Origin of the sequence: Syntrophotalea carbinolica DSM 2380 (genome assembly GCF_000012885.1) — a bacterium.
Taxonomy (GTDB): Bacteria; Desulfobacterota; Desulfuromonadia; order Desulfuromonadales; family Syntrophotaleaceae; genus Syntrophotalea; species Syntrophotalea carbinolica.
The window spans coordinates 1,271,626-1,297,703 of record NC_007498.2; the positions used below are offsets into that span (position 1 = coordinate 1,271,626).

General features: G+C 54.5%; 17 protein-coding genes and 1 pseudogene. 11 read left to right on the top strand and 7 right to left on the bottom strand.

The features are described from left to right. Positions 1-9: 9 nt before the first annotated feature. Positions 10-954: an AraC family transcriptional regulator gene (locus tag PCAR_RS06235; protein WP_011340802.1), complete on the top strand. Its 945-nt coding sequence runs from the start codon at positions 10-12 to the stop codon at positions 952-954. A 33-nt stretch (positions 955-987) separates the two neighbouring features. Here the strand turns inward: PCAR_RS06235 and PCAR_RS06240 are convergent, their stop codons facing one another. Next, complete coding sequence (locus tag PCAR_RS06240; protein ID WP_011340803.1) at positions 988-2,004, bottom strand: transposase; 1,017 nt, start codon at positions 2,002-2,004, stop codon at positions 988-990. A 266-nt stretch (positions 2,005-2,270) separates the two neighbouring features. On the opposite strand from PCAR_RS06240, the pseudogene PCAR_RS06245 reads away from it, so the two are divergent. After that, positions 2,271-3,423 (top strand): annotated as a pseudogene (locus PCAR_RS06245) (iron-containing alcohol dehydrogenase). A gap of 20 nt (positions 3,424-3,443) precedes the next feature. Further along, on the top strand, positions 3,444-4,508 hold the full coding sequence (locus PCAR_RS06250) for an alpha/beta hydrolase (RefSeq protein ID WP_011340805.1): 1,065 nt from the start codon (positions 3,444-3,446) through the stop codon (positions 4,506-4,508). Positions 4,509-4,702: 194 nt separating this feature from the next. Here the strand turns inward: PCAR_RS06250 and PCAR_RS06255 are convergent, their stop codons facing one another. Then, a complete protein-coding gene (locus tag PCAR_RS06255; protein WP_011340806.1) occupies positions 4,703-5,800 on the bottom strand; it encodes an NADH:flavin oxidoreductase in 1,098 nt (365 codons plus the stop codon). A 161-nt stretch (positions 5,801-5,961) separates the two neighbouring features. Between PCAR_RS06255 and PCAR_RS06260 the strand changes: the two genes are divergently transcribed. Beyond that, the gene (locus tag PCAR_RS06260; protein ID WP_011340807.1) at positions 5,962-6,312 is read left to right on the top strand and encodes a winged helix-turn-helix transcriptional regulator; all 351 of its coding nucleotides are present in this window, start codon (positions 5,962-5,964) and stop codon (positions 6,310-6,312) included. A 66-nt stretch (positions 6,313-6,378) separates the two neighbouring features. On the opposite strand, the gene PCAR_RS06265 is transcribed toward PCAR_RS06260, so the two are convergent. Next, positions 6,379-7,377, bottom strand: a complete 999-nt coding sequence (locus PCAR_RS06265) for a LysR family transcriptional regulator (protein ID WP_081425014.1) — start codon at positions 7,375-7,377, stop codon at positions 6,379-6,381. An 88-nt stretch (positions 7,378-7,465) separates the two neighbouring features. On the opposite strand from PCAR_RS06265, the gene PCAR_RS06270 reads away from it, so the two are divergent. After that, positions 7,466-8,362, top strand: a complete 897-nt coding sequence (locus tag PCAR_RS06270) for an AEC family transporter (protein ID WP_011340809.1) — start codon at positions 7,466-7,468, stop codon at positions 8,360-8,362. Positions 8,363-8,495: 133 nt separating this feature from the next. Here PCAR_RS06270 and PCAR_RS06275 read toward each other — a convergent pair whose 3' ends face one another. The 4 genes from PCAR_RS06275 to PCAR_RS06290 all read right to left on the bottom strand — a co-directional run bounded on the left by PCAR_RS06275 (position 8,496) and on the right by PCAR_RS06290 (position 15,699). Continuing rightward, positions 8,496-9,419, bottom strand: coding sequence for an AraC family transcriptional regulator (locus PCAR_RS06275; protein ID WP_011340810.1), 924 nt, complete (start codon positions 9,417-9,419; stop codon positions 8,496-8,498). 270 nt (positions 9,420-9,689) lie between these two features. Beyond that, a complete protein-coding gene (locus PCAR_RS06280; protein ID WP_011340811.1) occupies positions 9,690-13,985 on the bottom strand; it encodes a hypothetical protein in 4,296 nt (1,431 codons plus the stop codon). 141 nt (positions 13,986-14,126) lie between these two features. Next, complete coding sequence (locus PCAR_RS06285; RefSeq protein WP_011340812.1) at positions 14,127-15,155, bottom strand: virulence RhuM family protein; 1,029 nt, start codon at positions 15,153-15,155, stop codon at positions 14,127-14,129. A 289-nt stretch (positions 15,156-15,444) separates the two neighbouring features. Then, complete coding sequence (locus PCAR_RS06290) at positions 15,445-15,699, bottom strand: helix-turn-helix domain-containing protein (protein WP_011340813.1); 255 nt, start codon at positions 15,697-15,699, stop codon at positions 15,445-15,447. Positions 15,700-15,992: 293 nt separating this feature from the next. On the opposite strand from PCAR_RS06290, the gene PCAR_RS06295 reads away from it, so the two are divergent. From PCAR_RS06295 to PCAR_RS06320, 6 genes are all read left to right on the top strand, one after another. Continuing rightward, positions 15,993-17,183 (top strand): iron-containing alcohol dehydrogenase, encoded by a 1,191-nt coding sequence (locus PCAR_RS06295; protein ID WP_011340814.1) that lies wholly within the window; start codon positions 15,993-15,995, stop codon positions 17,181-17,183. 241 nt (positions 17,184-17,424) lie between these two features. Beyond that, positions 17,425-18,573 carry an MBL fold metallo-hydrolase gene (locus tag PCAR_RS06300; RefSeq protein WP_011340815.1) on the top strand — a complete coding sequence of 383 codons (1,149 nt, stop codon included), beginning with the start codon at positions 17,425-17,427 and terminating at the stop codon, positions 18,571-18,573. Positions 18,574-18,908: 335 nt separating this feature from the next. Next, positions 18,909-19,913, top strand: a complete 1,005-nt coding sequence (locus PCAR_RS06305; RefSeq protein WP_011340816.1) for an aldo/keto reductase — start codon at positions 18,909-18,911, stop codon at positions 19,911-19,913. Positions 19,914-20,096: 183 nt separating this feature from the next. Next, positions 20,097-21,302: an efflux RND transporter periplasmic adaptor subunit gene (locus tag PCAR_RS06310; protein ID WP_011340817.1), complete on the top strand. Its 1,206-nt coding sequence runs from the start codon at positions 20,097-20,099 to the stop codon at positions 21,300-21,302. Positions 21,303-21,314: 12 nt separating this feature from the next. After that, on the top strand, positions 21,315-24,497 hold the full coding sequence (locus PCAR_RS06315; protein ID WP_011340818.1) for an efflux RND transporter permease subunit: 3,183 nt from the start codon (positions 21,315-21,317) through the stop codon (positions 24,495-24,497). Then, entirely contained in the window at positions 24,494-25,906 is a 1,413-nt protein-coding gene (locus tag PCAR_RS06320) for an efflux transporter outer membrane subunit (protein ID WP_011340819.1), read from the top strand. The genes PCAR_RS06315 and PCAR_RS06320 overlap by 4 nt, the downstream gene beginning before the upstream one ends. The last annotated feature ends 172 nt before the right edge of the window (positions 25,907-26,078 follow it).

Consider the following 26,078-nt stretch of genomic DNA (forward strand, 5'->3'; position numbering starts at 1 on the left):
GGGAAAAGAATGAAAAAACAGAATGTTGATGGATCGGTGGTTGCGTTAACCAAGAGCGAGCCGCTCACAGCGTTGGTGGCGGATATTGCCCGATGGACCACAGGTTGTGGTGAGTTCCAAACGCCGGTGCCGGGTTTGACCTTCTATCACCACGATCAACCGACCGAACCGAAACCCGGTCTGACCGAACCCAGTATCTGCCTGATTGCGCAAGGAGCCAAAAGGATCCATCTCGAGGACGAGACATTCGACTACGATGCCCACAGATACCTGCTTGCATCGGTCTATCTGCCGACAACTTATCAGGTCATTTCGGCCAGTCCCGGGGAACCGTACCTGGGGCTGGTGCTGAAATTCGATATGCGCGAGCTGTCTCGCCTGATGATCGACAGCAATCTGCCCGCAACGCGCACCAGGGACATCGACCGATGCATGTCGACCGGCGAGGTCACTCTGCCCCTGCTCAGCGCTTTTCAAAGGCTTGTTGCCCTGGTAAACGAACCGGAGGATATCCCGATACTCGCGCCGATGTTGCACCGGGAAATCCTCTATCGCCTACTGGTGGGCGATCAAGGCGACAGGCTGCGCCAGATCGCCGCAAGCGGCAGCCGCAGCCACCAGGTGGCGCGGGCCATCGAATGGCTGAAAACAAACTTTGCTCAGCAATTGAGAATCGACGAACTGGCCGGAATGGCCAATATGAGCGCATCGAGCTTCCACAGTCACTTTCGCGCCATGACCTCCCTGAGTCCGTTGCAATACCAGAAGCACCTGCGCCTGCAGGAGGCACGGCGACTGATGCTGGCCGAAGACCTGGATGCGACCAGGGCGGCTTTTCAGGTCGGATATGAAAGTTCGTCGCAGTTCAGCCGCGAGTACAGCCGGTTATTCGGGGCGCCACCGTTGCGGGATGTGAATAGCTTGCGGCAGGCAGCGGTTGGTGATGACGGGTGAAAGGAGGGGGGGGAGGGGGGGACGCCCATGCGATTATGCGTTTATCTCCTCTTCCAGATTCCATCCGTTTTTTCTGGCCAATACTTCGCCACGTGGCACCGATCTACTCACTGACGATTGAGATAGTCCCAACCAACCGGCAATTTCTGTGGCTGAACGTCCAAGTCCCTTGACCGCCCAAAAGGAAAGGAGGCTTCGGGCCGCTACCCTCTTTGGCTGTTTGCCTCCTTTCCAGATATCCTCCGGCGTAACTCCAAACTTTTCGGCAACCATCAGTACCATTGTTTCTAAATCGATATCCAGACTCCGGCACTGATTCTGCCTTTTCATAGCTTCGTCGGCGTCTCGTAATACCGACTCGACGAACGCGCTATCTCCGAGAATACGTTCATCGCTTTTTTGGTGGGATCGTTCTTGTCGCAAAGATGCCAAACTTTGCCAGCCGCCCGCACTTCGAACCAAGCCGCCACCGACAAGATCGGGGCGCCTGCCTTGTTCAATTCCCGCCGCAACATAGTGCAGGTAATTTTTTCTGGCTATATTTGTTCGTTTCCCAAAATGCTCCAGAACCTCGTCGGCCGCCTGCCAGCTATGGGCATGTTTTCCCAATACGCAACCATGCCCACAATAGGGAAAATCTGCCAACGCTTCCAACGTTGCTACGATACCGGCACGCAGTGGGTTGAGGTGAAGATAGCGAACCAATTCCAAAAGGTACGGCTCTTCCTGACACAATATGGATTTGTAGCGATTCTGGAACAGGTGCCCATGTCGATTGTGACGGCGGTTGAATTTTACGCTGTAACCTGTCAGCAACCGGCGCATGACATGAGCGATCGGTGTTTTCCCCGTTTGCAACAACAGGTGGAGATGATTGGGAATCAGTGCCCAGGCAAAACATCTTGTGGAGGTCTCTGAAAGAATAGTCGATAGGCGGGATACAAAATCGTCCCGGTCAACATTGTCGCGGAAAATTGCTCGACGCTCTATACCGCGACAAATGATATGGTGGAGGGCCCCAGGGGCATCTATGCGTGCTTGGCGTGGCATAATTAAAAATATGCCATAAAGTTGCCAGGGGAGGCAACTCAATATATGGAGTGCTGCATCTGTCCATATGGAAAGTCTTTAGAAACGCATAATCGCATGGGCGTCCCTACCTCCCACCCTACCTCCCACCTCGGGCCCCCAAACACCAACACATGCAGGATCGGGCAAAAATCGAAGAGTTCCGTGTATTTCTTTCTGCACCCTGCCCCTCTACCATAACCACAGGAAAAAAAGGTCAAACCCAACACCACTTACAAGGAGGCACCATGCGCGACTTTACCTTTTTCAACCCCACCAGAATCGAATTCGGCAAACACAAAGAAAGCCATATTGGGCAATACCTCAAAGAGTTCTGCGTCGACAGCGGACCTGATCCTGTACGGGTCGGAGCGGGTGAAGAAGAACGGGCTGTTCGACCGCGTGGCCGCCTCTCTGCAGGAACAGGGCATCACCTTCGCCGATGTGGGCGGGGTTATCAGTAACCCGCTGATCAGCCGTGTGCGCGACGCCGTCAAAATCGCCAAGGAAAAAGGTCTGCAGGCCGTCGTGGCAGTGGGCGGCGGTTCGGTGCTGGATTCCGCCAAGGCCGTTGCCGCCGGCGCGAAATACGACAGCGACGTGTGGGACTTTTTTGTCGGTAAGGCGGTGGTCGAAGAGGTCCTGCCGGTGTTCTCGATCATGACCCTGGCCGCTACCGGCAGCGAAATGAACATGGCCGGCGTGGTGACCAATGATGAAACCCGCCAGAAATACCCTATCGTCTCGCCCCTGCTGTTTCCCAAGGTGTCGGTCATCAATCCCGAGTTGATGGCCAGCGTTCCCAGGGACTATCTGGCCTACTCGGCGGTAGATATCTTTTCCCACTGTCTCGATCTCTATTTCACCGCTGGCTACCTTCCGGAATTCAGCGCCGAATTGATCGAAAGCATCCTCAAAACCGTCATGCGTACCACCGATGCACTGCTGAAAAATTCCGACGATTACGATGCGCGAGGCGAGTTTGCCTGGGCCGCCACCATGGCGTTGAACGGCAACACCTTCGCCGGCGTCGAGGGAAATACCTACGACACTCACATGATCGAGCATGCCATGTCGGCGCTGTACAACGTGCCGCACGGTGCCGGCTTGGCGGTGGTGCTGCCCGCCTGGATGAAAGACATCAAAAATCAGATGCCGGAACGGTTTGAACGGTTCGCCGACAAGGTATTCGGTGTTTCCGGCGGCGATGCCAGCATCGCCAAGATGACCGAATGGTTCAGCGCTATCGGGGCCCCGGTCACTTTCGCCCAGGCCGGTCTCGCCGCGGATGCTGTCGACCCTATCGCGGAAAATGCCTTCGGCAATGCCAAGCTGTGGCAGATGGATACGCTGTATCCCCAGCAGAGAATCGCAGATATTCTGAAATTGGCGGTAAAGTAACACGCTGAAGGGAGTATGACATGAACCGAAAAAACTTTATCGGTGGTTGCTTCCGAATAATCATCGGCATCACGTTGGGGCTGGGACTGTTCATCCCCGGCGCGGCGTCCGCCTACGATGCTCCCGGCGATGCCGCCAACTTTTACAAGAGCGACAAGGTCACCGTGCACAAGGTGACCTTTCAAAACCAATACCGGATGAAGGTGGTCGGCAATCTTTTTGTCCCTAAGAACCTGGGCAAGGATGCCAAAAATCTTGCCATCGTTGTCGGGCATCCGATGGGGGCGGTGAAGGAACAGAGCGCCAATCTGTATGCCACCAAGATGGCGGAACGGGGATTCGTCACCCTGTCTCTGGATCTGTCTTTCTGGGGAGAGAGCGAGGGGCAGCCGCGCAACGCAGTATTGCCGGACATCTATGCCGAGGATTTCAGCGCAGCGGTGGATTTCCTGGGGACCCGTGCCTTTGTCGACCGGGAGCGGATCGGCGTTATCGGCATCTGCGGCAGCGGCGGTTTCGCCATCAGCGCGGCCAAAATCGATCCGCGTCTGAAGGCCATTGCCACCGTCAGCATGTACGATATGGGTGCTGCCAACCGGCATGCCCTCGGGCAGTCTTTGACTCTGGAGCAGAGAAAGCGGATACTCAAAGAAGCGGCGGAGCAGCGCTACGTGGAGTACGCCGGTGTAACCCCCAAATACACCAGCGGATCGGTACATGAACTGAATGAAAATTCCACTCCGATCGAGCGGGAGTTCTACGAGTTCTACCGCACGCCCAGGGGGGAATACACTCCGCAAGGCTCATCGATGAAGCTGACCACCCATCCGACCCTGACCAGCAACGTCAAATTCATGAATTTCTATCCGTTCAACGACATCGAGACGATTTCACCCCGTCCCATGTTGTTCATTGCCGGCCAAAAGGCTCATTCCATAAAGTTCAGCCAGGACGCCTACAGGCTGGCGGCCGAACCGAAGGAACTCTACATCGTTCCGGGCGCGGGGCATGTGGACCTGTATGATCGGGTCAACCTGATTCCCTGGGATAAGCTGACGGATTTCTTCACAGCGGCACTCAAGTGAGCGGATGGTAAGGGACGGCGGTTTATAAAACGGCCCCGCTCGTATTTCGAGTGGGGCCGTTATTTATGCCTGCTACTGTTTTACAAATTGAAGGTAATGGGGCAGGGTGATTTCATCATATAGCAAAATGAAAGCAACGCCCTGTGCAAAACGAATGAGTTGAAAAGAGCGTATAAAGCACGGATCTGTCTCTGTCACGCCGATTCCGAATTAAGTACACAGAGATTGCCGGCCGGATTGGGGCGGAAGCAGCCGTTGCATGAAATACAGCGGGCTGAACGACGATCGCCGTCCTGCCAGCGTTTTGCAAGCTGCGGTTCCGCCAACAGCGGCCGCGAAACAGAGAAGTACTCTATCTTGCTGGTCTCCAAAAGTTTTTCGATCACCTCGGGAGAGCGTATACCGCCCACCACCAGTATCGGTACGTCCAGTTCCTCGGCGAGTTGCGCAGCATGTCCGGCGTTGTATGCTTCCTTCTCGGGTGCGTCGATGCGAGTCCGGCAGGGCCCGAGCTTGCCTGAGGCGAAAGTGCCGCAACTGACTTCGATGGCATCGATGCCGCGCCCGGCCAGTTCGCGGCAGAGGTAGCGGCAATCCTCGAAAGTTGCACCGTTTTCGGTAAAATCCTCCGCGTTGAGCTTGATCAGCACCGGATAGTTGGCGCCCACCCGGTCGCGAACCTCGTCATAGATTTCAAGAACGATGCGTGCCCGATTCTCGATCGATCCGCCGTATTCATCGGTGCGGCGGTTGTAGTAGGGGCACAGGAACTGGTTGAGCAGGTAGCCGTGGGCTGCGTGTAACTGGACGCCGTCGAAACCGGCAGCCTTGGCTCGATTCGCAGCTTCACCATAGGCTTTTTTCAGGGTTTGGATATCTTCCCGGGACATTTCCCGGGGCTCCACTTTGAAAGCCAGGTCGGCAACCTCCGACGGGCCCCAGATGGTTCGTTCTTCAGGGCGATAATTGGTTTGCGAGCCTCCGTAGGCGATCTGCATGACAATGCGGCTGCCGTGGCTATGCACCATTTCGGTCAAGGGTCGGTAGTCTTCGATGAAACTGTCGTCGTAAATGCCCATCATGCCGGGGTTGGGTTGCTCCTCAGCCAGCGGAAAAGCGTAGCCGGTTATAATCAGGCCGACGCCGCCGAGGGCCAATTCTTTGTAAAGCTTGAACAGCGGCTCGGTCATGTGGCCGCTCTGGTCGGCCATGTTTTCCCAGGTTGCACTGCGAACCAGGCGATTCTTGAGAATCATGGAATTGATCTTTGTCTCGTCGAACAGGGTGCGCATAGTTTCTCTCCCTTGCAATAGATGCTTTTGACTTGGGCAAAACTTCGGGTTGTTCCGCCCATACCCTTTTTGCTAAGATCACACGTACGTTCATATCGATCAATAACGTACTTTTATGGGACATAGGCACTAATTTGTAACCAAGGGGATGATGGGGAACTATGCAGACGAATCTTGAGGTCAAGAAAACGCTGGTCTTTCGCGACAAGGAGTACAAGTGCGGCATCGAAGTGACTTTGGCGGTCATTGGCGGCAAGTGGAAAGCGGCCATTCTTTACCATTTGGCGCAGCAGACCATGCGTTTTTCGGAACTGCAGCGTTACTTCACCAACACTACCCGCAAGATGTTGACCCAGCAATTGCGCGAACTGGAGCGGGACGGGCTGGTTCATCGCGAGGTCTATCCCCAGGTGCCGCCGAAGGTGGAATACTGGCTTACCGATGAGGGACGGAGCATTAAACCTATCCTCGATCTCATGTGCGAGTGGGGGGTAGGGCATGCAGAGAAATAAGGCAAAGTTCCACAAACAGGATCGTCTTGTCAGCATGCCCGGGTCAAATTTAAGAACTGAACGACATTACCCCTCGGGAAGCGACAGGAAAAGGTGGCTTTGGGAAAGCATTTGTTCGACTATGAAGTCAATCGCTTCCCGTACCCGCGCAAGTTTTTTCGAATCCGGGTTAACCTGAAGCCAAAACTCCCTTTCGAGATAATTTTCCGGGAGTACCGGCACCAGGTCTCTCTCCGTGTGGGCCATGAAATACGGGATAACGCCGATACCGGCACCAGCTTTCAAGGCATTCATCTGGGCGATGATTGTTGAACTTCTAAAAGAAGTTTTCAGCGCAGGAGAGTATTCTTCCAGAAATCTCAACTTCTGGTCGTAGAGAAGGTCGTCAATATATCCGACAAAGCGGTGTTCTGCGAGGTCACCGAATTTTTGGATGGGGGGGAAGCCTTCAAGATATTCCCTGGAGGCAAACAACCCGAATCTGTAGTTGGTTATTCTTCTCGCAATAATTCTGTCCACCGTCGGCTTTTTTACGGTTATAAGAATGTCCACTTCCCTTTTGGACAGACTGTAATACATGGGCACAGCTATCAGTTCGATCTCCAACAAGGGATTTTTGCTTTGTAACGCATTGATCCTCGATGCCAGAAAACAATGACCCAGTCCATCCGGAGTTGCAATCCGGATCGTTCCCGAAAGCTGGTTGTCCCTGTCGGGAACATGTTCCTGAAATTTCAGAGCCGCCTTTTCGAGTTCTTCTGCAAGGGGGAGCAACTGTTCTCCCGCCGATGTCAGGCGGCACCCTTTTTCCGTTCTCACGAAAAGCTTCGTTTGCAAAGCGGTTTCCAGGGCTGAAATCCGTCGCGATACGGTGCTGTGCGTCACCTTTAGCTGGGTTGCGGCAGACACGAATGAGGTCGTTCGGCTGAGAGCCAGGAAGAAACGGATATCGTTCCAGTTTTGGTCCATGTCGCCCTCCTTGAGGAGCGGATCTTCAACGATTTGGGCCCCATATATGGTAGGCCTTGTTTCTGGTTGTGCATAATTGCACATCTGGTGAACCATATTCAACGTTTACAGCTCAATTGCGTGCAGCTATTTTGGCCATAGGGCTTGCTTTATGATTATCTCGTTACTTCAGGATGAATAGTATATGGAAAACTTTGTTCTCATAGGTGTTTTTGTCGGGCTTGGGGTTCTGTTTCGATACCTTGAGGCCTTTCCGGAGCAAACGCCGCAGGTGCTGAATATGTTTGCTCTGTATGTTGCGCTGCCAGCCGTCATCCTTCTCAAGGTACCTCACCTCAGTTTTTCAGGGGACATGATCGTTCCTGCGGTTGTTCCCTGGGCGATGCTGATATTGTCTGCCGCCCTGATTTTGCTCGTCGGCAGAAGTCTACAATGGTCACGGGAAACCATCGCCGTCTTGCTTCTGGTTGTGCCGATCGGCAACACTTCTTTTATGGGGGTACCGATGGTCAACGCGTTCTTCGGAGATTCGGGTATTCCCTATTTGATCATTTACGACCAGATCGGAACCATGCTCATCTTTGCCATTTTCGGATCCATCATACTTGCGATGCATAGCTGTAAGGGGAAGGTGAACATAACCGACGTCATTAAACGGGCTGTCCTTTTCCCGCCGACGCTGGCGCTGCTGGTCGGATTGGCGCTGCGTTCCTGGGCTTATCCGGAGGCCCTGATCAGGGGGCTGGAAACCCTGGGGGGGATGTTGACCCCGCTGGTGATGACCGCGATAGGTTTTCAGTTGCGGATAAGGCTCAGCCCAACGGTTTTGCGTCCGTTAGGCTTCGGCCTGGCAGTCAAGTTGGTCATTGCTCCGGTGGTCGCTCTGCTCGGATGCCGGCTGTTGGGGTTGAACGGATTGGGGACGGATATCGCCGTGTTTGAGGCGGGCATGCCGCCGATGGTTACCGCCGGTGCCCTGGCCATTGCCGCGGGCATCCTGCCGGAACTGGCTGCTGCCTTGGTCAGCCTGGGGATGGCCCTGGCATTCGTGTCGTTACCGTTACTTTATTGGATTCTTTGATTCGGAACTCTGGCGGGGGCCGTACTTACGATCCAAGTCGGGGGAAACAAAATGTGTTGGCGGGTGCATGTAAAGGGGGCGCGTCTACAGAGGCCATTTATTGAATTCTGTAGACGCGTCCGTTTTGTTGACATTATCCTCTTTTCCCTCCTGCGACCTGCCGAAGGTTGGTAATGTCGCGCAATGGTGGCGCACCGAACAGACGACTGTACTCCCGACTGAACTGGGAAGGACTTTCGTAGCCGACCTGGAAGCCGGCAGTAGCTGCATCCAGGCGTTCCATGAGCATCAAACGCCTGGCCTCCCGTAAGCGGAGTTGCTTTTGATACTGCAAGGGACTGAGAGCGGTCATCGAACGGAAGTGATGATGAAAGGTCGAGGTGCTCATGCTTGCCTGTTCGGCGAGATCGTCGATGCGCAAGGGTTGCGTGAAGTTGCCCTTTAACCATTCGATCGCCCTGGCTATCTGCTGGCTCTGGCTCCCCGCCGTCGCGATCTGGCGCAACCGTGCGCCCTGATCCCCCACCAGCAGGCGGTAGATGATCTCCCTTTGGATAACCGGTGCCAGGATCGGGATATCCTCATCCTCATTCAACAGATCGATAAGTCTCTGAAAAGCGTTTAGCAGCGGCCGCGTCACCTCGCCGGTCGCCATGCCGCGGCTCGACTCCCGGGTCCGTGGCGGCGGAAGCTGGCTATCCGCCATGAGCTGGGAAACCTCGCGCAGGTCGAAGGTCAGCCGCAGCCCCAGGTAAGGTTTTTCCGGACTGGCTTCGGTGATCTGCACGACCGTCGGCAGGTGCACCGAGGTGATGAGGTAATGCTGGGCGTCGTAGACCAAGCTTTCGTCGCCCAACTTCACGCGTTTGGCTCCCTGCGCAATCAGACAGATACTCGGCTGGTACATGCCTGTGACCGGTTCGGTTGGCTCAGTCCGCCTGAAGAGCGACAGGCCGGGGATGGCAGTTGTGTGCAGCTCGCCCTGTTCAGTCAATCGGGCAATTCTCTGGAGTAAGCATTCCAGCGCATCACTGGTTTTGCCGTTTTCTTTTCTCATCGCATTCCTTTATTTCCCTGTGTTCTTTACAGGATAAAGATTACGCGACCATGCAATGAGCAGACAACTATTTTCTGTTGGTTCAGACGATCGGGCAAGAATCAGACAGGATCAAGCAAACGGTTTCAGTTTGCGGATCGGGGAGGGGGTAGCCAGGGGGAGGTGGGGTGCATAAACAAGGCGCATATGCATATAAAGGGGTCGCGGCTACAAATTTCAAAAGATAAATTCTGTAGACGCGACTCTGCAACTGCTCTTGACAATCAGCGTCTAACCTCGACGCTTCGCCAAATCTATACCAATTACCTTTATAGCCTCAAGATCAGGTCGCCGCTGATTGATTCGATTCGCTTCAATCTGCACCTTGGCGATCAGTTCTTCGAAAGTCAGTCGTCGCCCGGAGACCCAGTATGCCTGACGCCTTCTGGCCAGCAAAAAAACACCATAACGGGAGCGTACGTCCCGTAAATATTGGCCGACGAGTTGCCTTTGTAGGCGTTCGATGTGTTCATTGAAACTCCAGTTGTCAGAAATTTTCAGTTCAATGACACATGGCGCATCAATTTCCTGAGCATGCACACGAATGTCGGGACGCTTGGCATCGGCCAGTTCTTCTTCTGGAGCAATGCTGTATTTCCCGCGTGCCGCTTTTCGGAGCGAATCTGAAAACCAAATACGCAATTCGGTTTCCTGATCGACTCTTTGCAAGGTCGCGGCAACGCTTGTGTCGCCTTCCTCAAGGTCGTATTTGATGTCATCGAGACGGATGCAAACAAGATCAAATAGCTCGCCAGCAGTGGCGGGTCGTTTTTCCCCATCCTCGGCAAAAGCGACAACGTCGGAGGGCTCCCAGGGAGAGAGCTCGGTATCCGCAGCGGCCCTGCGCAGTGCTATGACAAGCATCCTCTCGCGGGAACGTTTGTGAGGCAGAATTTTGGAGAAATTCAGTAAAGTTTCAAATGCATGATGTCCAGGCGTATCACAGACTTTGCCCAACAAATAGCCTCGCATATCCTCCGCATTGTCACGCGCATCCGGAGTAAAAACACCATCATGAATATTGTCATCTTCAATACGGATATGTTGATAGATCAGCGGCACGAACTTTTCCAGAGATTCAATTCGCTCAAAATCTCGGTAATTACTACCAAAGCGACTGAAATGATGATGGCCCATCGCACCGCAAAAGCGGATCATCTTTTCCCGCCGCTTGTCTTTGCCGTTTTCTTTTGATAACCATTGTTGTAAGGCAATCTGTGCTCCCTCGGCGTCGACACACAACCACGCAACTAGCCAGGTTAATAAGCGACTTTCATCCTCAGACTCGATATGCCGCCGTTGTGCCAACTCTGCTAAGGCACGGCCATCCAATCCATCCCCTTGCAAAACGATGGACAGGGCGTTCTCCAGGGTCTGGTCGCGCCTCGGCTCCTTGTTTTGAAGCAGTTGAAAGATGTAAGGTCCATAGCGATCTTTTAGTGGCTTCAGTCTGGAATAACGAAGTTGCGCCAGCATGTGGTGAACCGGCGTCGAGCGCTCTCCATCGTTCAATCCGAACTCCCAAAGAAACTCTTTTTGCAATATTTCATCGATGGCTTGAGGCTGGCTGGCTAGCAAATCCTTGATCCAAGGAGGGAAACCGTTAATCTCATGAATGGCATAGCGAACAGCCAACAGTGCTTCTTCATGGGACAGACACCGTGCCCAGTCGGGTTTCATCCTCGCCTCAATGGCTAAACCAACCATCCCGACAATCAGATCATTAGGAATGCCATTAGCATCCTGCTCAGACTTTAGTTTCGGACAGAAGTGCCTCCAGTAAGCCATCAACCCATCACGTGCAGCTTCTGCGACCTCAAGCCCAAATTCCTCGATCAGCGTTTCCCATCGGTCGCTCCCCCATTTGGAGCCTCCTTGATTCTTCTGTTCGCGAATATTCGCTGCAAGGTCATAAAGGTCGGGAAATTTCGAGGCAATCGTTGAACCTGAAATATCACATATTTGTTGGGGATCGGATTGCAATCTTTGTATCCAAGCTTGCCGGTTTTTTTTCTGCTCTCGCTCTTTGTTATTTTGTTCCTGTCTCCACTCGTTCCTCCGACGATCGCATTCCAATTCTTCAGATGACAAGGATGGTGGGTTAAGATAGCTACCTAACTTTGCCGTCATCTCCACGTTACGGCGGGCAAGGGTTTTCATTTCTTCCAGATGCAATTTGTCACGCCCTGCATTGTGCCACAGGGATAATGCAACGGAATACGCAACCAACTGATCATCTTTGTCCGGCAACAATTCGGCTTGAGCGAGAAAATATGTGAAATCTTCAGGCATCACTTTCCATGGAGCCGGTTCAAATTTAATAAACCACCAGTCATCAAGCCGCTCGTTCTTTTTTTTTCGATTATCTCTAACCCGTCGGACTGCTCTCCAGAAAAAAACGTGTCGTAAATCTGGCATGTTGTCGATGGCAGATTGCAAATCTGCCTTTGAGTCTTCATCATAATGTCGCGATTGGGCATTAAGTTCGGCGGCACGTAGTACGGCGTCATTTAGGCAAAGTGATGGATGCCTGAGAAAGCCATTAGCAATTTCAACTGCATGAGGTAACAGCCAAGCATATCGCTTCGAAATATCGCAGTGAAAATTTTCAACAAATGGCTCAAGTTCAAGCAAACGAATAAGACCGGTCAGCAAAGGAAGAAGAGTTTCTTCGGAGCCTTTCTCGATAGCTTGCTCCAGTGCATACGATATTGGACTTGTCGAAAACCGCTTTGGTTTGGGTATTTTGGCGAGAGTATCCAGTAACGCATCAACGGTGATCAACTCAGGGAAAAATTGCTCACATACGGCGCTGATCAAGTCGACGTCGCCTTTTTCCGTATCGGCAAGTATGGCCAAAACAAGACGCTCTTGCTGCTCTTTAGCTCCGCAGACGCCGATTGCCCGAATTCCCCCGAGTCGCGTGTAACGATCCATTGAGAGATCGAGGGCAAGATTCAGGGCAATCTCTGCGCATTCCTTGATCTCCCCTTGCCAAATTGTTCGCAGGAGGAGATGCCTAACCTCTTCGTTTGATTGATATTTCTTCAGAAGTTCGATGATGGTGTCTGCGAGTCGGGTGTCCGCCAAGCGTCTTATCGCAGCCAGATCGAGAGATTCGTCGTAATATTGGTTGGAGACACATACCTCGGCAAATTGGCGTAGCAATTTTTCCCGCACTGGGATAGGGAGTCTGGATGGGTCTCCGTAACCGATCAGGATTTCCGGAGCAATGTTGCATAGTCGCTGGCATATTTTTTCATCCCAAAGCGCCAGCCAAGCAACGATCGGCTTCATTGACGGTACGACGACATTCAGGCCATACCGTTCAGCGAAAAGCAACTGTTCGATACAGCGTCGGGACTTGCCTTGTTGCAGTAAGTTGTAAAGCCATTGTGCCGTAAGATATTCGCGCACTGAGCGATGATGTATCTTCGCTCGGCCATAGGTCGCCTCGTCAAACAAGGCGCGACGCAACAACGACTCGACGTCGCCGGATGTCCAATCCACCAGAACCTCTTTGGGATCGAGAGCATGGCGTGAAAATATGGAGGGGTCTTTGGGATCGGGCAGAGCAATAAAATTGCAGCGTGAGAGGGTCAGAGCCGCCGCGATGCTCTCGGCACCTGCGCGAGCCTTATCGGGTGAGAGGGGGCTCTTTTTGTCATGTTTCGGATTGGTCTCGGTCAGTTTCTTGCCGATATTGTATTCAGTCATTTCGGCTAGCGAGGCAATTTCCCCAAACTCTTGCCAGAAAGCGATAAGGTCGATCAGATCCCGTGGCCGTTCGGCAAAGATGCCGGCATCCGCCCGCCCAATCGCCTCGATAAAGCGAGCAGGTTCATGGACACCACGATGGCAGGCAAATAATTGAATCTGTTCCCAGGTCAACGGAGCGAGGCGGAATATACTGATCTTTAATTCTGTATCGGTGGATTCGTCCTTATCAGGCAACACAGGAGTTTTATCGCCTTCCGTTTCATTTTCTTTTTGAAAAATTTTTTCTTTGGGGACAGGCAGCCACTCCTCAACCAACGACAGATCGGAGATTGCATCCCAATCACTTCCCCGCCCCGAAATGTATATAAATGCTCTATGGGTCACATCATTGAGAGCTCTCGCGATGCGCTTCAATGCTCGTTTAAAACGATCGTGGCTGACCAGCCGCGCTTCATCGACGGAATCTAGAAAAAACCAACCGGACTGGTCGGTGTCGCGCCAAGCCCTGAACTCAGAGTAGGTCCCAACATCGAAGGCCTCTTCGATACCTATCTCCGCTAACTCTTCAATCGCACAAAAAAAGGCAGCCTTCCCTTCGGCATGAAGCCGGTGCGCTGTTTCTCTGAACTCTTCAGTCTTCCCCGTTCCGGCCTCCGCAAGGATGACAACTCGTGGTAGTTTCAGAAGTTCGGGCCATCCAGGTTGAGAGTCTCTCGACCATAAATGCTGATAACGGAGGGCATCCGGATCGGGATCCTCTTGGTCACTTACTGCCCAGAATTTTCGATTAAGCTCAATGTGAGTCATACGAGATACTCGGGGTAAAATTGGGACATTTTGCTTTTCTCTTATTTTTCAGTGTTAGTTCAAAATAGCAGTTGTCTCCCAAAACGTGTATGCAGCTCAAAAATCGATTATGGCAAAAACAGAAACGTTTCCCCATTTTCCTCATTCCCCATGCCCCTTCTTCTCAATCCTCTTCACCACCCGCTCAAACGCATCCTCCTCTTGAGCCTCTTCCTCCAGTCGGCGTGCATGAAACTTGTCATACTCTGTCTGGGCAAGCTGCTTCGCCACTTCGGCGCGCACATGCCCGGCATGGTCGAGCACATCGCGCTCGTTGAAACTCAAAAAGGCATCCAGTTTGGAGGCCCAGTCGGCCATGTTCATGGGACGCTTGCGTCTGGCCTGGTCCTCGGCGTAATCGAGATACATGGTAACGATGCGGTTGAGACCGTTCAGCTCTTCCGCGGTCATATAATTCTTGGCGACTGCCACATCCGGCTTGCGCACCTTGGCGCCTTTCCAGCTGGTAAGTCCCATGTTCGGCTTCTTTGCATCGGCTCGCTCGGCAATCAGTTCGGCGGCGGTGTGGCCGGTAACGGCCCAGTGGAGTTTGTTCTGGACGGTTTGAAAAAAGGTCTGTGCCGGTTCGCTCCGGGAATCGTAATCCACGGCGGTGGCGTAGATGTCGGTGATTTTGCGGTAAAAGCGTTTCTCGGAGGCGCGGATATCGCGGATGCGTTCGAGCAGTTCGTCGAAATAATCGGCGCCGAACGGGGTGCCGATATTTTTCAACCGCTCGTCGTCCATGACGAAGCCTTTGACCAGATATTCCTTTAGCCGCTCGGTGGCCCAGCGCCGAAACTGGGTGCCGCGATGTGAACGCACCCGGTAGCCGACCGCGATGATGGCATCGAGATTGTAGTGTTTGACGTCTCGATTGACTTGTCGTCTACCTTCGATTTGAACTGTCAAGTATTCCTTGACAGTTGCCTTCTCGTTCAATTCGCCTTCGGCAAAAATATTCTTCAGATGCAGGCTGATATTCTGCTTGGTCACCTGGAACAGTTCCGCCAAAGCAGCTTGCGGCAACCAGACTGTTCCATCCTCGAGACGCACATCGATTTTGGTCTGCCCGTCCTCGGTTTGATACATCAGAATGTCGGAGGTTGCTTCCGGAAGGTATTCATTCATAAGCCAAACTCCTTCAGGCCGGTCGCCATTTCTTCCCGTACCTGCGCCGGTTCCTTTTCGATTCCGTCGATACGTTGGCCAGTTATCCAGAGGGGGCATCTACGGAATTCAGTTTTTTAAATCTGGAGATGCAATTTTTCAGACTTGTCGCCACCTGGCGCCGCGGCAGATGGGTTGCTTCGCAGAATTCCACCAGGTTATAGGGCGTGATCTTATCGGCGACAAACTCGCGGAACTGGGCGGGCCAAGGCTACCGATTGGTCCCGTCATACGGATAGGGACTCCGCCATCACTCCTCCCAGGACTCAACGGTGAGACGCATACCGAGCATACGGCAGACCGTCAGGATGCTCGAAAGCTTGACGTCTCCTTTGGCCGTTTCGATCCGGCTCAGAGTATCGACCGCGACCCCGCAAAATGCTGCCGCCTCGTGGATACCCAGTCCTGACTGTGTCCGGCGGGCACGAACGAACGCTCCCAAGGTTTCGGCATCGAGGGGGCCGCTCTGCACAGGCATTGGCATCGGCTTGATGGTTTTGGGCATTCCGTCCTCCATAAAAATACTGTTTACGCAGTATATATGGCAGATATGGGCCATCGTCAACTAAAATACTGTTTTGACAGTATTTTAGTTGACGTATATATCTTTTTTGCTCCCCCTTGTCTTCGGTCTTCTTACGCCACTCCTCTCAACCACCTTTCATTACTCTTTCGGACGATCAGGCAATGATCCAATAGGATCGGTCTACCGGTTCCGAAGGCACTTTGCGTATGATCGAAGCACATCAAGGGCAATCCGCTTTACGAAGAATTGCTGTCACTCCCGGAGGAAACAACATGGACAATTTTATTTACAGCATTCCGACCACGGCCTATTTCGGCAAGGGACAGATCAAGGTGCTCGGCGAAACCATCAAAACCTATGGCGGTTCCAAAGTGCTGCTGGCTTATGGCGGCGGCAGTATCAAGAAAAACGGCATCTACGATGCGGTTATCGAACAGCTGGACAAGGCCGATCTTGCTCGTGTGGAGTTGAGCGGCATCCAGCCGAACCCGCGCATCGAAAGTGTGGAGGAAGGTATCGATCTGTTTCGGAGAAACGGCTGCGATTTTATTCTGGCTGTGGGCGGCGGATCGACCCTGGATGCCTGCAAAGCCATCGCTGCCGGAGTGGAGTTTGACGGCCCGGCTACCGACCTGTTTGTCAATGAGTCAGGCTTGTCGCCGATTTATGATGCGGCTCCTCTGGCAACGATTCTGACCATGGCAGGGACCGGTTCCGAAATGGACATGGGAGCGGTCATTACCGTCGGCGAAGATCACAAGAAAAAAGTAGTCATGCACCCGCTGCTCAATCCCAGGTTTTCCATCCTGGATCCTGAGTACACCTTTAGCGTGCCGGAATATCATTCCATGGCGGGGGCTGCGGATATCCTCTGCCATTTGATGGAGCAGTATTTCACCAACGATGTTGCCGCGAAGGTTCAGGATCGCATGAACGAGGGCGTCATGAAGGTGGTGCTGGAGGATGCCGTGAAAATCCTGGCCAATCCGCAGGACTATGATGCCCGCGCCAACATCATGTGGGCCAGTTCCATGGCGTTGGCCGGCTTCCAGTTTTTGCTCGGCAAGCCGTCTCCCACCTTTCCGCTGCACGGCATGGGGCACGAACTCTCCAGCATGTACGACATGACCCACGGCGTGACCCTGGCGCTGCTGACCCCCGCCTGGATGCGCCATACCATAAGCGCGGCGCCGGAACACCTGCCGATATTCGCACGATTCGCCCGCAACGTCTTCGACATCCGCGAGGAGGATGATGCCAAAGCCGCGGAACAAGGCGTCGCACGGCTGGTGGAATTCTACGCCGCCATCAAGATGCCCGCGAACCTGCGCGATGCCGGCGTCAGGGAAGAAGACCTGGCAGTGATCGCCGGAAAAGCCGTGGAAAACGGCAAGCTGGGCATCCTGGCTTCTCTTGGCAAGGATGAGGTGCTGCAGATTCTGCGGGCGGCATTTACCGGTTAAAAGAAGACAGGGATGGAAAAGCGAAAATCGGGCAAAAACGGTCCGGAAATTCCGCCTCCAGGTCGGGACAGGCGCCCAGCGGATGGGGCAATTCCGGTATCGGGATAGCCGGGGGAGCCGCTTCCTGAAGGAATATCTGTTCGCGGCCATTTTGCCCGCAACAACATCGACCATCAATGCTGGGAAACGGTAACCATCGCCAGCCCTGCCGGATGGCTGACTTCAGGCAAAACGTTAAGCAATGAAACGAATCATATTCCACATCCTGGTAACGGGAGTTATTGTCCTTATGGCATCCACGCTGCTCAATAACTGTAGCGGTTCCGCCCACCCCCGATCATCTCTGTCGCTGGACAGGGATCTGAAAAAGCCCGTAAAGGTTACAAAGGGTGGACGGCTGGAGCATGCTCGCATCCTGTGGGATTTCTTTTTCAATAAACCTGCGGATACACGTCCCTCGGGAAAAATCCCTGTGCAGGCAATGACAAAAGAGCAGTTGTTGGCTGCCCCGAACAATACGGTGTATCGCCTTGGACACTCAACTGTTCTTATGAAGCTGCATGACGCTTTCTGGATAACCGACCCCATGTTCTCCGATCGCGCTTCTCCTATCCAGTGGGCAGGGCCACAACGGTTTCACAATCCCCCGATAAGCATTGAAGACCTGCCACCGATCAAGGCGGTCATCATCTCTCACGACCATTACGATCACCTGGATCATGACTCAATCATGAAGCTGACCGGAAAGGCAGAGTATTTTCTGACGCCGCTCGGGGTGGGAGATATTCTTATGGGATGGGGGGTGCCGGCATCCAAGGTGAGGCAACTGGATTGGTGGCAGGGCACTGAGGTTGACGGTGTCCGTTTTGTTGCTACGCCTGCGCAACACTTTTCCGGTCGTGGTCTATTCAACAAGAATCGGACTCAATGGGCTTCATGGGTCATCATGGCCGGCGACCGCCGCGTGTTTTTCAGCGGAGATTCAGGCTATTTCGATGGCTTCAAAAAAATCGGCGAAAAATACGGTCCCTTTGATCTGACCTTGTTGGAAACAGGTGCCTACGATGCAAATTGGCCAGAGGTTCATATGCATCCGGAAGAAACCATCCGGGCTCATATCGATCTGCGAGGTAAAAAACTGCTTCCTATTCATAACGGCACTTTTGATTTGTCCATGCACTCCTGGCGCGATCCCTTTGACAGGATAACCGCTCTCGGGAAGATTCAGCGCATACCGATCATTACGCCCGAAATGGGTGAACAGGTCAGTATGCAAAACCCGGGGAGCTGGCATACGTGGTGGGCCTATGTGGATAGAGAGAAAGAGCCTGGCCAGGTACATGTGCAAGGCAAGCAGGTGCAGGACCTCCCCGGAAAGAGCTACTTATGACTCCCGATTAAAAAAAGCGCAACAGACCGTTCGTGCTGCAATTGGTGCCGATGGTCGGGGGATCGTCGTTTTCCTCGGCCTATCGGACAACCTTCCCTAAAAATGTTTCCGGATATGGCCCTCGGCTACGGTTCTAGGAAACCCACCTATATCATTTATTTCAAAAAGATATTTTAAACAGCAACCCGATCGAGCTTTCCGAAGGTCACAACCGTTTTTCGGATAGTCGTACGATCAGGCAATAATCCGGCAGGATTGGTCTACCGGCCATGGCTCTTTTCGAAATACCATAAGATCATCGACCAGAACATATGAACGGGTGAAAGGAGCAAACGATGCAAAAACGAAAATTGGGAAATAACGGCCTGGAAGTTTCGGCCCTGGGTCTTGGCTGCATGGGGATGAGCTTCTCCTACGGCCCGCCGAAAGATCGGCAGGAGATGATCGCGCTGTTGCGTGCTGCTGTCGAGCGCGGCATTACCTTTTTCGATACGGCGGAAATCTACGGACCGTTCATCAACGAGGAACTTGTGGGCGAGGCGCTCGCTCCAATACGGGATCAAGTGGTGATAGCCACCAAATTCGGCTTCAATACGGAATTTGATCCCCGTGTTCCCAAAGAGGGCGTATCGATGCTCAACAGCCGCCCCGAAAACATCAGGAAAGTCGCCGAAGCATCGCTCAAACGACTAAAGACCGATGTGATCGACCTGTTCTACCAGCATCGGGTCGACCCGGACGTTCCGATCGAAGACGTAGCCGGCACGGTGAAGGACCTGATCCGGGAAGGCAAAGTCAAACATTTTGGCCTTTCGGAACCGGGCGTGCAGACGATCCGTCGCGCCCATGCCGTCCAGACCGTGACGGCGGTGCAGAGCGAATATTCGCTGTGGACGCGAACGCCCGAGAAGGAAGTGATACCGACCCTCGAGGAACTCGGTATCGGCCTGGTCCCCTACAGCCCGCTGGGCAAGGGCTTCCTTGCCGGTAAGTTCGATGAAAACGCGACCTTCAAAAGCGATGATTTCCGCAGCACCTTACCGCGCTTCACGCCGGAAGCCCTGAAGGCTAACCGGGCACTGGTCGATCTGCTCGGCGCTATTGCAGAGAAGAAGAAGGCCACACCCGCTCAGATCGCGCTTGCCTGGCTGTTGGCCCAGAAATCGTGGATCGTTCCCATTCCGGGCACGACCAAACTGCACCGCCTGGACGAAAATATCGGGGCGGTCTCGGTCGAGCTCACGGCCGACGATCTCAGGGACATCGATACGGCTGCCTCCAATATCTCCGTGCAGGGGGCCCGCTATCCGGAAAAGCTGGAGAAGATGACCGGTATTTAAACTACAGACACGCAAATCAGATGGATGACCCGGAAAATGATTGAAGAGAACGTTCGCCATATCACAGATATAAGCGAGGTAAGGGATGAAACGCCCGCACGGCGATTCGTTACCATGCCTGCAACAGAACAGCCTATGCCATCGATGTGGCGTCATGGAATTACGCAACAGGGCAGGGCGGTCATGAGAGGGTTGCTTGTAACTCTCATCCTCCTCTTGCCTCTCATGCTTGGAGCATGCGGAAAAGAATCGGAAAAGGCGTCAGCGTCTCCTGCGCCGCCCGAGGTGGATATTGCCAGACCGCTAATGCACAGCATCACCGAATGGGACGAATACATCGGACGCTTTGAAGCCGTGGAGCAAGTCAACGTGCGCACCCGGGTGACCGGCTATCTGGTGAAAAAGAAATTCAAAGATGGCCAGATCGTAAAAAAAGGCGATGTGCTGTTTGTCATCGACCCGCGGCCTTTTAAATACGCCATGCAGCGCGTCGAAGCACAGTACGCGTTGGCGCAAAAAGAATACCGGCGGGCCGAAGAGTTGCGCAAAACCCGGGCCATTTCCCAGGAAGATTTCGACCGGCGCCTGCAGGAGTTGAAAGTTGCGAAGGCAGCACTGAACGACGCCAGGCTCGATGTGGAATTTACCGAGGTTACCGCTCCGATCGATGGAAAAATCAGTGACGGTTTTGTCGATATCGGCAACCTTGTCCGGGAAAATGAAACGATCCTGACCCGGATCGTCTCGGTCGATCCGATTCATTTCACCTTCGATGCCTCCCAGGGAGAATTGTTAAAGAACCTTCGACACGACCGGATCGAAAAGTGGACGGGCGCCGATGCCAGGCCCAAGCCGATTTTCATCAAGCTGCAGGATGAAGACCGTTACCTTCATGAGGGGCAGATGGATTTTGTCGATAACAGGGTGGATCCCGGCACGGGAACCATTCAGGCCCGTGCCCTGGTTGAAAACAGGGATGCGCTCCTGTATCCGGGGATGTTCGGTCGGGCTCGTTTGACCAGCAGAGGGGAGTATCAGGCGGTTCTGCTGCCGGAAAAAGCCATCAATACCGACCAGGACAAGAAGTTCGTTTATGTCGTCGACAGTGCAAACAAGGCAGGCCGAACCTACGTCACCCCCGGTCCTGTTCTCGACAATGGCTTTGTTGTTATCCGGGACGGATTGATCGGTGATGAACTGGTGGTCGTAAATGGCGTACAGCGTATCCGCCGGGCCGACCAGATCATTACACCCGTTGAAACGAAACTGGCGTGGATTGCTCCGGGAACCATGCCGGGCCGCAACACGGTCCCCGATCTGCTGGAGATAGCCGACAGCCAGGCCCAGCCGACACTTGCGGCCGGCGATGCCATAGCGCAGGCGGATTAAGGGAGACCGGACATGAACATTGCCAAATTCTTCATCGACCGGCCTATATTCGCTACGGTTCTTTCGGTTCTCATCGTGATTGTCGGCGGGCTGGCCTATTTCAGCCTGCCGATCGAGCAATATCCGCAGGTGGCGCCGCCGACCATCGAGATCACAGCCACCTATCCCGGCGCCAATGCCGAGACCGTGGCAGCCACCGTGGCCACGCCGATCGAGCAGGAAGTCAACGGTGTCGAGGGGATGCTCTACATGTTCTCCCAGTCGACCTCCGACGGTCGCATGACCCTGACCATCACCTTTGCCCTGGGAACCGACCTGGATACCGCCCAGGTGCTGGTGCAGAACCGTGTTGCCGTGGCCGAACCCCGCCTTCCGGAAGAAGTGCGTCGCTTGGGCATAACCACGAAAAAGAACACGCCGGATCTGATGCTGGTCGTCAACATGTATTCACCGGACGGCACCTATGATCAGACCTATATCGGTAACTACGCGGTTCTGAATATCCTTGACCGCATCCGACGCATCGATGGGGTTGGCAATGTCCGCCTGTTCGGAGCGTCGGAATATGCCATGCGCATCTGGCTCGACCCGGATCGCATTCAATCATTCGGCATGACGCCCGGCGACGTGTTGGATGCGCTGCGGGCACAGAACGTCCAGGTCGCCGGCGGTGCGCTGAATCAAGCGCCGCAACCGAAACAGAACTATTACGAATATGTCGTTCAGACACAGGGCAGGCTGAAAGCACCGGAAGAGTTTGGCGACATCATCGTGAAATCCGGCGAGAACGGCCGGATCGTATATCTGCGGGATATTGCGCGGATCGAGTTGGGTGCGCAGGATTACGCGACCAAGGGTTATCTGGGTAAATACCCGGCCGTGGCCTTGCCCGCCTATCAACGGCCCGGCTCCAATGCATTGGAGACGGCCGATGCGATCATCAAGGAGATGCGCGAAATAGGGAAGGATTTTCCTCCCGGTCTGCAATACGACATCGCCTACAATCCGACCCAATTTATCGAAGAGTCCGTCGTTGCCGTCCAGCACACCGTGTACGAAGCCATTGTTCTGGTGCTCATCGTGATCGTCCTTTTTCTGCAAACCTGGCGGGCGGCGATTATTCCGATTGTCGCCATTCCGGTTTCGCTGATCGGAACTTTTGCCGTCATGGCCGCGCTCGGTTTTTCCCTGAATACTCTTACCTTGTTCGGACTGGTACTGGCCATCGGAATCGTGGTCGATGACGCGATCGTGGTGGTGGAGAACATGGAGCGCAACATGCGCGCCGGGCTATCGCCCAGGGATGCTGCCCGCAAGACGATGACCGAGGTCGGCTCGGCCCTGGTAGCCATTGGGCTGGTGTTGGTCGCCGTGTTCCTGCCCACAATTTTTCTCGGAGGGTTGTCGGGGAAATTCTATCAGGCATTCGGCATTACCATTGCCGTGGCGACCATGATCTCGGTCTTTGTTTCCCTGACCCTTTCGCCTGCTTTGGCAGCCATTCTGATGAAACCGGGCGACCATGATACTCACGGACCCGGACGATGGTATAAGACGCCGCTGAGATTTTTCTTCCATTATTTCAACACCGGAATGGAATGGCTATCGGATCGCTACGGCAGACTGGTTGGCAAACTGGTGTTTCTGGGCGGCCCGGTTCTGCTGCTTTACGCGGGCTTGATGGCGCTGACCGGCTGGCAATTCGACCGCGTTCCATCCGGTTTTATCCCGCCTATGGATCAGGGCTATGCCATTGTTTCGGTAGAGCTTCCCCCCGGTGCGTCCCTGTCGGAAACCGACAAGGTTGTGCAAGTGGCGACCCGCAAACTTCTGGCCATTGATGGCGTGGATGACGTGATAGGTTTTGCCGGCTTTTCAGGGGCGACGCGCGCCAACGCTTCCAACGCGGCTGGGCTGTTTCCAACGCTGAAGCCGTTCAAGGAACGGGAAAAGAAAGGCATTACCTTCGAAAGCCTGTTGCAGAAAATGCGTACCGAGATGGCCACGATCAAGGAGGCCTCCATAGTCGTCATCCCACCGCCGCCGGTGCGCGGCATCGGATCTGCCGGGGGCTACCGGATGATGATTCAGGATCGCGGGGGGCGAGGCGTGGACGCATTGAACAGTGCGGTCTGGGCGATGGCCGAAGCGGCCAACGGGCCAGGAACCCCGGAGACGCGTTCCGTTTTTACCTTCTTTGAAAAAAATACGCCGCAGACTTTTCTGGATATCGACCGCGAAAAGGCCGAACGCCTGCATGTGCCGGTCTCCCGCGCATATGAAGCGCTGGAGGTCTTTATCGGCTCCGCCTTCGTAAACGATTTCAACTACCTGGGACGGACATTCCGGGTTACAGCGCAGGCCGATGCACCCTACCGGTTGAGTGCCGAAGACATGTTGCGCATCAAGGTGCGCAGCGACGATGGGGCCATGGTGCCGCTTGGCTCGATCGCCCGTGTCCATAATGCGGCGGGTCCGTCCCGCATGCCGCGCTACAACCTGTATCCGTCTGCCGCTTTGATCGGCGACACGGCCCCCGGGTACAGTTCTGGGCAGGCCCTGGAAGCCATGGAGCGGTTGGCCGACAAAGTCTTGCCCGAAGGGATCGGCTACGAGTGGACGGAACTCGCTTACCAGCAAAAAGCGACCGGAAATACCGCGGTCATTGCCTTCGTCCTGGCGGTAGTCTTTGTGTTCCTGTTGCTGGCGGCCCAATATGAAAGCTGGACCCTGCCGCTTTCCGTCATTCTGATCGTGCCGATGTGTCTGCTGTCGGCGATCAGCGGCGTGGCCCTGATGGGGATGGACAACAATGTCCTGACCCAGATCGGTTTTGTCGTGCTGGTGGGGCTGGCATGCAAGAACGCCATTCTGATCGTCGAATTCGCCCGCGAACTGGAACGGCAGGGCCGCGACCGCTGGCAAGCTGCTGTCGAGGCGGCACACCTGCGCCTGCGCCCGATTCTTATGACCTCCTTTGCCTTCATTCTCGGCGTGGTGCCGATGGTGCTTGCCCAGGGAGCCGGAGCGGAAATGCGCCGGGCTCTGGGGGTGGCGGTCTTTTCCGGCATGCTGGGCGTAACCTTTTTCGGTCTGGTTTTCACGCCTGTTTTTTACGTGCTGTGCCGCAAGCTGTCCCTGATCAGGGTTAAAGAAGCCCCCGGTAAAGCCGCCCCGGAAGGAACCGAATCATGAAATCGATAACAGCTATTTTCCTATGTACATTGGTTTTAAGCGGCTGTTCGGTGTTCCGTGACTACACACCACCTGAAAACCCGGTCGGTGCGGAGCAGACCGACCTGACGGTGTCCGATGCGGTGCGCTACAAAGCCGCACAAGAGCCTGTCGCTGCATGGTGGCAGAAGTTCGACGATCCGCAATTGGTGGCACTGGTCGAAGAAGCGCTGGATACCAACCTCGATGTCCGTATTGCCCTGGCCAATCTCGGAGAGGCCCGCGCCATGGCCCGGGAGGTCGGTCTCGACCGCTTTCCGACCGTGACCGGCAATGCAGCCTATTTCCGCCTTCTGAACTCCCGGGAAACATCTGCCGGCAACTCTGTTGAGCGCGATGTGAACAGCTATACAGCAGGATTCGACGCCCTTTGGGAGTTGGATCTGTTCGGGCGAGTATCCCAACGGATCGCAGCGCAAAAAGCTCTTACGGACGCAGCACTGAACGATGTGCGGCAGATATACGTGACGGTTAGCGCAGAAGCCGCGCGTACCTATATCGAACTGCGCGGGGCCCAATACCGCCTTAATATTGCCGAACGCAACGCCCGTAACCAGGCCGGCACCTATGAACTGACGCAGAAACTTTTCGATGGCGGACGCGGCACGGCACTGGACGTATCCCGGGCCATAACGCAACGTGATCTGGCCCGCTCCCGCATCCCCCCGTTACAGGCCGAGGTGACAGCCGCCATAAATCGGCTCTCCGTTTTGACCGGTCGTGTTCCGGATGCCTTACTCGAAGCGTTGTCGGGCAGCAAACCGTTGCCGAGCCTGCCCGTGACGGTCGCCGTCGGCGATGCAGAAGGGCTTCTCAAGAGGCGCCCGGATATTCGCACGGCCGAACGGCAACTGGCCGCCAGCGTGGCGCGGTATAACGTGGCGGCAACCGACCTTTTCCCGACTGTCAGCATTCTCGGATCCATCGGTTTCAGTGCCACCGACCTGGGTAGTTTCGGAGCCTCCGCCCTGGCGGGATCCTTGGGGCCTTCCATTCACTGGCGTGCTTTCGACCTGGGTCGGGTGCGTGCGCAGATGGCCCAGGCCGATGCCAGATCCATAGCCGCGTTGGCTGCTTACGAGAAAACGGTGCTAAAGGCGCTGGAGGAAACACAGACGGCTCTGAGCAATTTTTCCCGGGAGGAAGAACGCCGCGGAACATTGCAGCAAGCCGCACGTTCCGCACGGCACTCGGCACAGCTCGCCAAGCAGCGTTATGAACAGGGGATGGATGCTTTTCTGGACGTGTTGGATGCGGAACGCACCCAGTTGCAGACCGAGGACGCCCTTGCCGCCAGCGAAACCACGGCGGCGTTGGATTTAATCGCCATCTATAAAGCCCTTGGCGGCGGGTGGCAGGTGGTGGAGTAACTTTTCCGGCACCGCCTTTATCGACAAAACAGTCTTGGCAGTAAACGGAGGGCAGTATGAAAGCCATAACCATTAACAGAAGCCTTTTCCGTCCTGTCGTGCAGGAAATGTGACTATCAGGAGTTCCCGTATTGACCAAGCTTTTTTCGAAAACACACGAACCTGTTGACGG